The following is an 11,449-nucleotide window of genomic DNA, read 5'->3' as shown; positions in this document are numbered from 1 at the left end:
TCCACTTGCTACACCGCCCGGTTCGCTAGCAGGTCAGGGGCGCGGCGCAGGCCCACCCGGGTGCGGTACGCGTACACCAGGTAGGCGCCGGTCGAGGCGAGCGCGGCGCCGTACGCGCCGGCCGACGGGATCAGCACCGCGTAGAGCACGGCGGCGACCACCATGGTGAGCAGGGCGACCGCCGTGGTGGCCTGCTCACCGGCGCGCTTGAGCAGCAGGGCGCTCCACGTCTTGCCCGTCGCCACGGCCAGCGTGCCGGGTATCAGGCACAGGCCGAGCAGCCACGCCTCGTCGTACTCGGGCCGCAGCCACCCGAGCACCGCGAGCCCGGCGACGGCGGCCGCCGCGATCGGCAACGCCGCCCGCGCCACGGTGGCGGTGCGCTCCGGCGGTGCGTCCTCGCCCCGGTGCGCGAGGATGCGCTGGGACCGCACGACGGCGCCCGCCTGCGCGAATTCCAGTGCCGCCACGGCGAGGGCGTAGACGCCGAGCGCGCCGCTGCCGGCGAACCGGGCGAGCAGGATCTGGTCGATCCGGTACGTCACCATCTGCGCGCATACTCCGATGTGGAGCTTGCCGAGCGCGGTCATGTCGGCGCGGTACTCGGCTCGGGTGGCCGACGCGGCGGGCATCGGCCGCATCCGCCAGGCCCAGCTCAGCACGACGGCGCCGAGCACGGTGGCCGCGCCCGCCTGCACACCGAACCACACCGTGCTCCAGGCTCCACCGTCGAGCCGCCCGCCCGCGTACAGCAGCGCGTACCCGCCGACCAGCACCGCGCCGCTCGCGGCCCGCATCGAGTACACGAACAGGAACCGCTTGAGCCGCAGCGCGAGAGACGCGGCCGCGTTGAAGATGGTCAGCGCGCACGCCGTGCCCACGGCGACGAGCGGGCTGCCAACGCCGGCGAGCGCCGTGAGCAGCGCGGCCGCGACAGCGGACAGGATCAGGCAGCCCGCCAGCAGGCCGGGGATCCAGCGCGCGCCACGGGATACCACCCAGCCGGCGGGCCGCGAGAGCAGGAACGTGTCGATCGAGAGGCCGCCGACCGCCGCGCCGAGGGTGGCGCTGGCGATGCACGCGGCGAGCTCACCGCGCTCCGCCGGGGGCAGGGCGACCGAGACCAGCGCCGCACAGCCGGAGAAGCCCAGTGCGGCGAGGTAGACGCGTTCGGGTGTGACGAGCCGCCGGTGCAGGTTCAGCACCGCCGTTTACCCGGATTGCGATTCACCGGTCCCCCAGCCCTCGGTCGCTGGACCTTCCTACCCGACGGTCCGGCAACGTCGCAAGGCCAGGCGCGTTACCCTCATCGCGACCTTCCCGAGCGAACGCCGTGCAGCACCGTGGAGCCGAATGCACACCGCCCTCTATGTCCGTGTATTGCGAGCAAATTGGCTATTAATTGCGCTTTTTGCTCTGCTGGGTGGCGTTGTACTGGGCGTCCTGGCGTGCCAGAAGGAGCCGGTCTACCGCTCCGAAGCGAGCCTGCTGGTCGAGTACACGCCCGAGGTCGCGGACGCGTCGAAGGAGACGCGGCTGCTGATGCAACGGCGAGTGAAGACCTATAACCGGATGGTGACCAGCACGCGAATCACCGAGCCGGTGGTGAAGTCGCTGAGGCTGCCGTATTCGCCGGCCGAGCTCGCGGAACGCGTCACGGCCTCCTCGCCGGTCGACACATACGCGATCAACATCACTGTCACGGCCTCGACGCCCCGAGGGGCGACCGACATCGCCGACGCGATCGCCGCCGAACTCGCCAAGGTGGCAGCCCGCGAAAAGTCGGTGCCGGCGCTGCCAGTGAGCACCGAGGTCACGGTCACGAAGGCGCCATCGGTACCGGATGCGCCGGAGCCATCACTGTGGTGGCTCAAGGCCGGAGCGGGCGCGCTCGCCGGAGCCGCTTTCGGCCTCGTGCTGGGGATCCTGCGCCAGGGTATGTTCCCTGCATGAATGACGTCGCGCTGCTTCTGCGCCGGGCCGGGTTCGGTCCTACGGCGGCGGAGCTGGCGGCCGCCAAGCAGGCGGGCTACGCGACGACTCTGTCGGCTCTGCTCTCGCCGCCAGGACCCGACATCGGGTCCACCACCGCACCGGTGCCGCGGCTCGGCCTCGACTCGTACGCCAACCAGCCGAAGAACGACAAGCAGAAGATCGCCGCCAACCAGAAGCGCGACGCCCAGACCTGGCAGATCACCCGCTGGTGGCTCGACCGCATGGCCGTCGCGGGCCACCAGGCCCTGGAGAAGCTGCTCTTCTTCTGGCACGGGCACTGGGCCACCTCGATCGACAAGGTGCGCAGCCCGCAGCTCATGCTGCGGCAGCTCCAGACGCTGCGGGATTCGCGTGACTTCGCCGACATGGCGCGGCGCATGGCCGTCGACCCGGCGCTGGTGTACTGGCTGGACGGTCAGGCCAACACCAAGGAGTCTCCGAACGAAAACCTCGCCCGCGAGCTGATGGAGCTGTTCATGCTCGGCATCGGGCAGTACAGCGAGAAGGACGTGAAGGAGGCGGGCCGGGCGCTGACCGGCTGGCGGGTGAGCGTCGGCTCGGAGCGATGCGTCTTCGAGCCGAAGAATCACGACGCCGGACAGAAGACGATTCTCGGCGTCACCGACACCTTCGACACCCGGGGCCTCGTCGACCTGCTGCTGCGGCGAGAGTCCTGCCCGCAGTTCATCGCGGCGCGGTTGTGGTATCGGTACGCGTCGTCGACCGAGCCGATCCCGAAAGCCACCAGCGAGCGCATGGTGGCCGCGTTTCCGGCGCCGGCCGCGATGCTGCGCGCGCTCTTCGAAGACGAGGCGTTCGCCGCCGGTGCGGGCGCGCTGGTCAAGCAGCCCGTGGAGTGGTTGGTCGGCGCCATGCGACAGCTCGGCATCCGGGTCGGCGGGCTGCCCGACGAGACCGCGACGGTGATTCTCGACGGCCTCAAGAGCCTGGGTCAGCTGCCATTCGCTCCCCCGAGCGTCGGTGGCTGGGCGGCTGGCACGGTCTGGCTGACGTCCGCTGCGGCCCAGGTACGGCTGGGGCTCGCTGGTACGCTCGCAACCCTGGCGAATACCGACAAGTTGACGCCCGAATCGGTGGCATACCTGCTCTGCCTCGACGGCTGGAGCAACCGGACGTACGCGGTGCTGCGGGACGTCCGTGATCCGCGTCACCTGTTGACGCTCGGACTGGCTAGCCCGGAGTACCTGGTGACCTGATGGACGCTCTCACCCGCCGCCGCTTTCTGATCGCCTCCGGCGTCGCCGGAGGCGGTGCGCTGGCCGCCGGTGCTGGCGTGCTCGGCCTCGCCGAGTTGCTGAAACTCGCCACCCGTGACGACAGCGGCGACCACCGCAAACGCAACAAGCTCGTCCTGGTCACCCTGTACGGGGGCAACGACGGGCTCAACACCGTCATCCCGTACGCCGACTCCGCGTACTACTCGGCCCGTCCCGAGCTGGCGTACGCGCCGGAGAGCGTGCTGCGTCTCGACGACGCGCTGGGGCTCAACCCGAGGCTGCCGGGATTCAAGCGACTCTGGGACGCCAAGCGGCTCGCGGTCGTCCTCGGCGTCGGCTACCCGCGGCCCGACCGCAGCCACTTCAGGTCCATGGACATCTGGCAGACCGGTTCGCCGCTGACGCCCGTCCACACCGGGTGGATCGGCCGGTGGCTCGACGGCACCAAGGCGCCGCCCGAGTCTGCGGTCAGCTTCGAGCCGGTACTCCCACCGCTGCTCGCCGGTGAGAGCCGGTCGGGTGCCTGCGTCAGCATCGGCGGGCTGACCCTGCCCGACGGCATCTCCACCGAGATGGTGGCCGCGTTGGGGCGACCCGAGCAGGACGAGCCACTCGCGCAGGCGCGGGCCGCGACCTCATACGCCGACATGCTCCAGGTCGAGCGCCTCGTGCGGCAGGCCGGCCCGGCCGAAGGCACGGCGGACGACGCCGACCACCTGGAGCTGCCGGCGACCGGCACCGGCGGCGCCGTCTCGCTCGCCGCGCAGCTGTCGCTGGTGGCCAGGTGCGTCGAGGCCGGCGTGCCGACGCAGGTGTACTCGGTCAGCCTGGGCGGGTTCGACACGCACGCGCAGGAGCGGGTTGGCCACGAGAGCCTGTTGAAGCAGCTCGACCAGGCGCTCACCGGGTTCGTCGACCGGATGACGACGACGGAGACCGGTCGCCGCGTGACGGTCGTGGTCTACAGCGAGTTCGGCCGGCGGGTACGCGCCAACGCCTCGGACGGCACCGACCACGGCACCGCTGGACCGGTGCTCGTGATGGGTTCCCGAGTGGCCGGCGGGATGTACGGCGAGCAGCCCAGCCTCGGCGACCTGGACGACGGCGATCTCAAGGCCACGATGGACTTCCGGCAGCTCTACGGCACGCTGGTCGAGTCGGTGCTGCGCGCGGACCCCGCGCGCTACATCGACGGATACCAGGGCGTGCGGTTGCCGATCTTCCCGGACGACTGAGCGCTCTACCGACCGCCGCCGCGGAAAACCTCGGCGATGGTCCGCAGCAGCACCTTCGTGTCGAGCCAGAGCGACCAGTTCTCGATGTAGTAGTTGTCGAAACGGGCCCGGTCGGAGATCGGGGTGTCGCCGCGCAGGCCGCTGACCTGCGCGAGCCCGGTCAGCCCGACGGGCACCCGGTGCCGCATCGCATAGTCGGGGTGCTCGGCCGAGAACTTCTCCACGAAGTACGGGCGCTCCGGCCGGGGCCCGACCACGGTCATGTCGCCCCGCAGGATGTTCCACAGCTGGGGCAGCTCGTCGAGCGACGTGCGACGCATGAACCGGCCGACCGGCCCGACCCGCCGGTCGTCGGCGATGGACCAGTTGGTCTGCGACTCGTGCTCGTCGACCGGCCGCATCGACCGGAACTTGATGACCTGGAACGGCTGGCCGTACCGCCCGATCCGCTCCTGCCGGAAGAAGATGCCGCGCCCGCCTTCCAGGAACGTCGCGATAGCGCACAGCACGAAGAGCGGGCTCAGCAGCACCAACGCCATCGAGGCGAACATGATGTCGGAGGCGCGCTTCATCGCCCAGCGCGGGCCGGAGAGCGTGGTGTCGCGGATCTGGACGACCGGGATCGCGCCGATGTGGTCGGGCAACCGGCCCTGCGACCCCGAGCCCCACAGCCGCGGCACCACCCACAGGTCGCACGCGGCGTAGGCGGGCCGCCGCAGGATCTCCATCAGCGCCGCCTCGGACAGCCGCGGCTCGGCGACGATCAGCACGTCGCACTCGACGAGCCGCAGGGTGTCTTCGAGGTCGTCGAGCGTGCCGAGCAGCGGCGCCCCGGAGACCTCCCCGTTCGGCTCGGCGTCGACGCAGCCCGCGAACCGGAGCCCGTATCGGGGGTACCGGCGCAGCAGCCTGGCCAGCTCGACCGCGACCTGGCCGCTGCCGATGATGATGGCGTTGTGCTCCACCCAGCGCCGCTTGCGCGCCACCACGGTGGCCGTACGTGTCACCGCCCTGCCGAGGATCACGAGGCCACCGGAGAGCGCGACGCAGCGCATGAAGCCGGCGACGTAGTCGACCGAGTCGTGCCGCATGGCGGCGATGATGGCCACGACGGCGGCGGACGCCAGCAGCCGCCCGAAGAGGCTGGGCAGCTCGTCGAGGAGGCTCACGTGCCGGCGTGCCCGATACAGGCCGCCGGCCGCGAAGATGACCACCGTCAACATGGCCATGAAGATCGTGCCGCGCCAGTAGCGCTGGGTGAACAGAAGCGGCACCAGCAGCGCGGCCAGGTCTACCGGAGCCGTAATCATCCAGGCGCGTAGTGCCCTGGTGCGTTTCGACGCGTACGAGCCCGCGTACGGCAGGACCGTGGTCGAAGCGATATTGATGATCGGCAACTCGGTAGTTACTTCATGACCGACCGCCGACGCACTCCCCGTGTTCATGACCTCCCCCTGTGGCCGGACCCCCGGCCTGGTCCTACTCCTTCGCGATGCTCAAGATCTCCGGTACCGCGTCGCGGCGTACCGCGTCGTACAGCGTCTTGGCTTTGGCGGTGTCAGCGAACACTACGCTCTCGCTGCCGACCTGGCCTGTCCCCTTCGAGGGGCTCGTGAAGAACGTCAGGTTGCCGCCGCGCAGGTGGCGATTCTCCATACCCATGTCGAGCACCGAGAACGTCTCGTCGACCGCCACCGCGTCGGTGGTCGCGCGCAGGAACGAGTTGAGCCGGCCGGGGTTCGTGAGCAGCCCGCCGGACGCCGCCTTGTCGAGCACCGCCTTGATGAGTTCCTGCTGGTGGCGGATGCGCGCGAAGTCACCGTCAGCGAACGCGTACCGCTCACGGGCGTAGTCGAGCGCCGCCGCACCGTCGACCTTCATCGTGCCCTCGGTGAACTTGCGGTGCGGCTTGTGGATGGACGTGAAGCTCTTCTCCACGTTGATCTCGACGCCGCCGAGCGCGTCGATGATGTCCTGGAATCCGGCGAAGTCGACGATCGCCACGTGGTCGATGCGTACCCCGGTGAACTTCTCGACCGTCTGCACCATCAACGGAATGCCACCCCACGCGTACGCGGCGTTGATTTTGGCGTCTCGGCCGCCGCGCTTGCCGTCCTTGGACTTCGGCACGAACGTCCAGGTGTCGCGGGGGATCGAGATGAGCTGCGCGCTCGACCGGTCTTTCGGCAGGTGCGCGACGATGATCGTGTCGCTGCGGGAACCGCCGGTGCTCTCGGGGTCGCGCGAGTCGCTGCCGAGAATCAGCATGTTTTTGGCGTCTTGCACCACCTTCTCCGGACGAGCCTCTTCAGGCACATCCTGGAATGCGTCGACCCGGTCGATGTTGCCCTCCACAGACCGGTAGTACAGCCCGCCGGCCGCCACACCGCCGCCAGCGAGCACCGCCAGCACCAGCAGGCTGATCAGAACGATTCGCCGGGCGCGGCGCCGCTTGCGCGGCTTCGCCGGCGGCGCGGCGCCGGGCGGCTCCAGCACCTGGGTCGCGTCCGGGCCGAAGGGTGGTTGGGTCGACATGCGCCCGATCGTACTGACAAGCACAACCCGCTAGCTGGGAGGTTCCTCGCCGAGCGCCTCCAACACGGTGTTCATCGGCCTAACATCTCGCGGACCCAGGCGCCGTCTTCGTCGAGGCGGGGCGGTGCCAGCCGGTACTGGGGTGGGGCGGCGTCCAGGCGGATCGGGTTCGCCACCTGGGGTACCGGCGCGTCCCGGCGCGGGTCGGCGATCTCGATGACCGGGTCCAGCCCCAGCGCCCCGGCGAGCGCGAACGCGGCGGCCACGTCGTTGATGGGACCGCAGGGCACACCAGCCGCCGTCAGGGCCTCGAACCAGTCGTCGGCGGTACCCGATGACAACGTCTCGGAAAGCGAAGCCGCCAGCGCGCCGCGGGCGGCGACCCGCGACGTGTTCGTCGCGTAGCGCGGGTCGGCGGCGAGGTCCGGGCGGCCGAGCACCGCGCACAGCGACTGGAACTGGCGGTCGTTGCCGACCGCGACGGCGATGGGCCGGTCGCGGGTATCGAAGACCTCGTACGGCGCGATGCTGGGGTGGCGGTTGCCCATGCGGCTCGGCACGACGCCCGCCGACACGTAGCCCGCCCCCTGGTTGACGAGCGCGGACAGCAGCGACGACAGCAGCGACACCTCGACGTGCTGGCCCTCGCCGGTCTGGTCGCGGTGCCGGAGGGCGGCGAGCACGCCGATCGCCGCGTGCAGTCCGGTGATGACGTCGACCACCGCCACGCCCGTCTTCGTGCCCGGCCCGTCCGGCTCGCCGGTGACGCTCATGAGCCCACCGACCGCCTGCACCAGCAGGTCGTAGCCGGGCAGCCCGGCACCCGCGCCGCTGCCGAACCCGGTGATCGAGCAGTAGACCAGCCGCGGGTTGCGCTCTTTCAGGGCGGAGTAGCCGAGCCCGAGCCGTTCCATCGTGCCGGGGCGGAAGTTCTCCACGAGCACGTCGGCGCGGGCCGCGAGGCCACGCGCGATGTCCACATCGGACGTGTCGGTGAGGTCGAGCGCGATGGAACGCTTGTTGCGGTTGACGCCGAGGTAGTAGGTGGCCTCGCCGTCCGCGTGCGGCGGCCCCCAGGCGCGAGTGTCGTCACCGGCGCCCGGACGCTCCACTTTGACCACCTCGGCGCCGAGGTCGGCAAGGAGCATGGTCGCGTACGGCCCGGCCAGCACCCGGCTGAAGTCCGCGACCAGCACCCCGGCGAGGCTGCTCACCCCCGCGCTCCGAGGTAGACGGTGACGGTGTGCGTGACAAGCGCGTCCGGGCCGTCGATCCAGTGCCCGGCGAGAAGGTTGAACAGGTCCATAGCGCCCTAACGGTATCGCCCCCAGGCAGGGCAAGGGGCGATACAGGCCCTTAACGCACGGCTACCATCTGAGCCGTGCGCGCAGCCGAACCGGTCACCCTTCTCGCCGTCGCCCAGCAGGCCGGCGTGTCCAAGACGACCGCGTCCGACGCGCTGCGCGGCTCCGGCAGGGTGTCCGAGGAGACGCGCGTCCGCGTGCTGCGGATCGCCGACGAGCTCGGGTACGTGCCGAACGGCTCCGCCCAGCACCTGCGCAAGGCGAGCACCGGCGCCATCGGCCTGCACCTGCCCGCCGTGCTCACCAGGTCGAACTACTACATGTCGTTCGTCTTCGGCGTCGTCGAGAAGGCCGCGGAATTCCACTACGACGTCACGCTGATCACCTCGGACGCGCCGAGCCGGCGCGCGCCCCGCGTCGACGGCCTCGTGCTCGGCGACCCGCTCGGGGGCGACCCGGTCGTCGAGCGGCTCATGAACGCCGGCGTACCGACGGTGACCTGCGAACGCTTCCCCGGCGGTGCGCGCGCCGACGGCGTGGTGCGCTCAGAACACCCCGCCGTCGTGGGCGACCTGCTCGACCACGTCCGGTCCGCGGGCGCGAGCAGGCCCGCGCTCATCGTCGCCGGCGACGAGAGCGACTGGGCCGCGGGCGTGCATCGGGGGTACCGCGAGTGGTGCGCCCGGCGTGGCGTGGCGCCGATGGTGCGCACCGTCGAGTTCGACACCTCGGGCGAGGAGCTGCACCTCGCGGCGCGCGACCTGCTCAAGACCGAGCCGGCACTGGACGCCCTGGTCTGCGCACCGGCCGCCGCGACCGAGCTGCTCCCGGTGATCCGCGAATGCGGCCGCACGATCGGCGGTGACCTGCTGCTCGCCTCCTGTGTAGACGGTCCGAGCCTGCGCTCAGCCGATCCACCCGTGACGGCCATCGACCTCCGCCCTCGCGAGGCCGGCGCCGCCTGCGCCGAGTTGCTCTTCGACCTGCTAGCTGGCACCGCCGCCGAGGGCACCGAGCGCCTGCACGAGATAGAGCTGATCCCGCGCGCCTCGACTACACGGGCAACTCCAGCCCCGGCTCCGCCCCGGTAGGACCCGCCCCCCTCGCCTGCCACGCCGCTGCCAGGCCGGCCACCGCGCGGTCCAGCAGCTCGGGCGTCAGGGCGAAGCTGATTCGCAGGTGGTCGCGGTACCCGCGGTCCGGGGAGAAGAGCGGCCCGGGGGCCACTGCCACGCCGTGGGCTCGGGCCAGTTCCGCGTAGCGCCCGGCGTCGGCGCCCGGAAGGCGTACCCACAGGGAGAGGCCGCCGTCGGGCTGCCGCCAGGTCGAGTTGCTGACGCCACCGGCCAGCGCGGGCGCGCTCGAAGGCATCACCCAGGACACGATCCGGCGGCTCGCCGCCGACCTCGGCCTGCCGGTGCACACCCGCGCGCTGGTGCGCTCCGACCTGTACACGGCCGACGAGATCTTCATCTGCGGCACGGCCGCCGAGGTGATCCCGGTGCGCTCGGTCGACAACCGCGAGATCGGCGAGCCCGGCCCGGTGACCCGGAAGCTCCAGGACGCCTTCGCGGCGGCGGTCCGCGGCGAAGACGAGCGCTACCGGGCCTGGCTCACCCTCCCGTCGTAGTGCCTACGACGCCGCGCAGACGATGACGATCGACGGAAGAGTGGCGTTAGTTCGCGTCGTCGTCCGGGGTGTCCGGGTCGACCAGGCCCAGCAGGCGGGGGCGGCGGGCCTTGCGGGCCGCCAGCCGCTCGGCGGCCGACGCCCGGTTCGACTTCTCCTCAAGGCGGATGTCGGTGCCGCGCGGCCCGGACACGTACTCCCCCGCGGTCGGGTGCCAGTCGAACTCGCGGTCGCCGATCCGCACCGGGTCTCCCGGCTCGGCACCGCTCTTGGCGAGCGCGTCTTCGACACCGAGCCGATCCAGCCGGTCGGCGAGGAAGCCGACCGCCTCGTCGTTGTCGAAGTTGGTTTGCCGCACCCAGCGCTCGGGCCTCGGCCCGCGCACCACGTACACACCGTCTTCCTCGGTGACCGTGAAGCCGGCGTCGTCGACCGCGGTGGGCCGTATCACGATGCGGGTGGCCTCGGGTGGCGGCGCCAGGAGCCGCGACTCCTCCACGCGCGCCGCGAGGGCGTACGTCAGCTCGCGCAGCCCCTCTCGGGTGGCGGAGCTGACCTCGAAGACGGGCAACCCGCGCGCCTCTATGTCGGGGCGGACGATGTCGGCGAGGTCGCGGCCGTCCGGTACGTCGATCTTGTTGAGGACCACCATGCGTGGCCGGTCGGCCAGCCCGCCGTACTCCTCCAGCTCCGCCTCGATCGCGTCGATGTCGGCCAGCGGGTCGCGGCCCGGCTCCATCGTGGCGGTGTCGACGACGTGCACGAGCACCGCGCACCGCTCGATGTGCCGCAGGAACTCCAGCCCGAGCCCCTTGCCCTGGGCAGCGCCCGGGATGAGGCCCGGCACGTCGGCGATCGTGAACGTGTGGTCGTCGACGCGCACCACGCCGAGGTTGGGCACGAGCGTGGTGAACGGGTAGTCGGCGATCTTCGGCTTGGCGGCCGACAGTACGGCGATCAGGGACGACTTCCCCGCCGACGGAAACCCGACCAGCCCGACGTCGGCGACGCTCTTGAGCTCCAGGACGACCTCGCGCCGCTCCCCGGGCTCACCGAGCTCGGCGAAGCCGGGCGCCTTGCGCTTGGTGTTCGCCAGCGAGGCGTTGCCGCGGCCGCCGCGGCCGCCGCGGGCGATCTCCAGCGTGGTGCCGGCGCCGACCAGGTCGGCGATCACCTCACCGTCGACGGTCTGCACCACGGTGCCGTCGGGCACCTTCAGCACCAGGTCGCCGCCGTTGGCGCCGTCCTTGTTGGAACCCTGCCCGCCCTTGCCGCTCTCGGCCTTGATGTGCGGGCGGAAGTGGAAGTCGAGCAGCGTGTGCACCTGCGGGTCGACGACCAGCGTGACGCTGCCGCCGTGGCCGCCGTTACCGCCGTCCGGCCCGCCGAACGGCTTGAATTTCTCGCGGTGGATGGAGACACAACCGTGCCCGCCGTCACCCGCCTGGAGGTGCAGCACGACCCGGTCGACGAACGTCGCCACGTCTCCATCCTCTCGAAAAAGACAGCGAA

At 71.1% G+C, this 11,449-nt stretch carries 11 protein-coding genes; 5 read left to right on the top strand and 6 right to left on the bottom strand.

The window, feature by feature from the left end; all coding sequences use genetic code 11:
- Positions 1 to 8 precede the first annotated feature (8 nt).
- Complete coding sequence (locus tag V6V89_RS22780; RefSeq protein ID WP_334621267.1) at positions 9 to 1,205, bottom strand: hypothetical protein; 1,197 nt, start codon at positions 1,203 to 1,205, stop codon at positions 9 to 11.
- A gap of 148 nt (positions 1,206 to 1,353) precedes the next feature.
- Between V6V89_RS22780 and V6V89_RS22775 the strand changes: the two genes are divergently transcribed.
- From V6V89_RS22775 to V6V89_RS22765, 3 genes are read left to right on the top strand one after another with little or no spacing between them, the layout of a single operon-like run.
- Positions 1,354 to 1,953, top strand: coding sequence for a Wzz/FepE/Etk N-terminal domain-containing protein (locus V6V89_RS22775; protein WP_334621266.1), 600 nt, complete (start codon positions 1,354 to 1,356; stop codon positions 1,951 to 1,953).
- A complete protein-coding gene (locus V6V89_RS22770; RefSeq protein WP_334621265.1) occupies positions 1,950 to 3,212 on the top strand; it encodes a DUF1800 domain-containing protein in 1,263 nt (420 codons plus the stop codon). The genes V6V89_RS22775 and V6V89_RS22770 overlap by 4 nt, the downstream gene beginning before the upstream one ends.
- Positions 3,212 to 4,468: a DUF1501 domain-containing protein gene (locus tag V6V89_RS22765; RefSeq protein ID WP_334621264.1), complete on the top strand. Its 1,257-nt coding sequence runs from the start codon at positions 3,212 to 3,214 to the stop codon at positions 4,466 to 4,468. Before V6V89_RS22770 ends, V6V89_RS22765 begins: the two co-directional genes overlap by 1 nt.
- 5 nt (positions 4,469 to 4,473) lie before the next feature.
- On the opposite strand, the gene V6V89_RS22760 is transcribed toward V6V89_RS22765, so the two are convergent.
- The 3 genes from V6V89_RS22760 to V6V89_RS22750 all read right to left on the bottom strand — a co-directional run bounded on the left by V6V89_RS22760 (position 4,474) and on the right by V6V89_RS22750 (position 8,217).
- Positions 4,474 to 5,913 (bottom strand): sugar transferase, encoded by a 1,440-nt coding sequence (locus tag V6V89_RS22760; protein WP_334621263.1) that lies wholly within the window; start codon positions 5,911 to 5,913, stop codon positions 4,474 to 4,476.
- 34 nt (positions 5,914 to 5,947) lie between these two features.
- Positions 5,948 to 7,003: an LCP family protein gene (locus tag V6V89_RS22755; RefSeq protein WP_442935199.1), complete on the bottom strand. Its 1,056-nt coding sequence runs from the start codon at positions 7,001 to 7,003 to the stop codon at positions 5,948 to 5,950.
- 71 nt (positions 7,004 to 7,074) lie between these two features.
- Positions 7,075 to 8,217 (bottom strand): CaiB/BaiF CoA transferase family protein, encoded by a 1,143-nt coding sequence (locus tag V6V89_RS22750; protein ID WP_334621262.1) that lies wholly within the window; start codon positions 8,215 to 8,217, stop codon positions 7,075 to 7,077.
- 167 nt (positions 8,218 to 8,384) lie between these two features.
- Here V6V89_RS22750 and V6V89_RS22745 point away from each other — a divergent pair, with 167 nt between their 5' ends.
- On the top strand, positions 8,385 to 9,398 hold the full coding sequence (locus V6V89_RS22745; protein WP_334621261.1) for a LacI family DNA-binding transcriptional regulator: 1,014 nt from the start codon (positions 8,385 to 8,387) through the stop codon (positions 9,396 to 9,398).
- Here V6V89_RS22745 and V6V89_RS22740 read toward each other — a convergent pair.
- A complete protein-coding gene (locus V6V89_RS22740; protein WP_334621260.1) occupies positions 9,361 to 9,678 on the bottom strand; it encodes a hypothetical protein in 318 nt (105 codons plus the stop codon). The two genes, V6V89_RS22745 and V6V89_RS22740, sit on opposite strands and share 38 nt — an antisense overlap.
- Here V6V89_RS22740 and V6V89_RS22735 point away from each other — a divergent pair.
- Positions 9,638 to 9,937, top strand: a complete 300-nt coding sequence (locus tag V6V89_RS22735) for an aminotransferase class IV (protein ID WP_334621259.1) — start codon at positions 9,638 to 9,640, stop codon at positions 9,935 to 9,937. The genes V6V89_RS22740 and V6V89_RS22735 overlap by 41 nt on opposite strands.
- Positions 9,938 to 9,983: 46 nt before the next feature.
- Here V6V89_RS22735 and obgE read toward each other — a convergent pair whose 3' ends face one another.
- Positions 9,984 to 11,420, bottom strand: a complete 1,437-nt coding sequence (gene obgE / locus V6V89_RS22730; protein ID WP_334621258.1) for a GTPase ObgE — start codon at positions 11,418 to 11,420, stop codon at positions 9,984 to 9,986.
- Between the last annotated feature and the right edge of the window lie 29 nt (positions 11,421 to 11,449).

The organism is Micromonospora sp. CPCC 206061 (genome assembly GCF_036906915.1).
Taxonomy (GTDB): domain Bacteria; phylum Actinomycetota; class Actinomycetes; order Mycobacteriales; family Micromonosporaceae; genus Phytohabitans.
This window is presented reverse-complemented; position numbering and strand designations above follow the sequence as displayed.

Bases quoted from the DNA above. Each gene is read 5' to 3' on its own strand.
- V6V89_RS22755 (WP_442935199.1), bottom strand. From the start codon at position 7,003: ATGTCGACCCAACCACCCTTCGGCCCGGACGCGACCCAGGTGCTGGAG.
- V6V89_RS22760 (WP_334621263.1), bottom strand. From the start codon at position 5,913: ATGAACACGGGGAGTGCGTCGGCGGTCGGTCATGAAGTAACTACCGAG.
- V6V89_RS22765 (WP_334621264.1), top strand. From the start codon at position 3,212: ATGGACGCTCTCACCCGCCGCCGCTTTCTGATCGCCTCCGGCGTCGCC.
- V6V89_RS22740 (WP_334621260.1), bottom strand. From the start codon at position 9,678: ATGCCTTCGAGCGCGCCCGCGCTGGCCGGTGGCGTCAGCAACTCGACC.
- V6V89_RS22770 (WP_334621265.1), top strand. From the start codon at position 1,950: ATGAATGACGTCGCGCTGCTTCTGCGCCGGGCCGGGTTCGGTCCTACG.
- V6V89_RS22775 (WP_334621266.1), top strand. From the start codon at position 1,354: ATGCACACCGCCCTCTATGTCCGTGTATTGCGAGCAAATTGGCTATTA.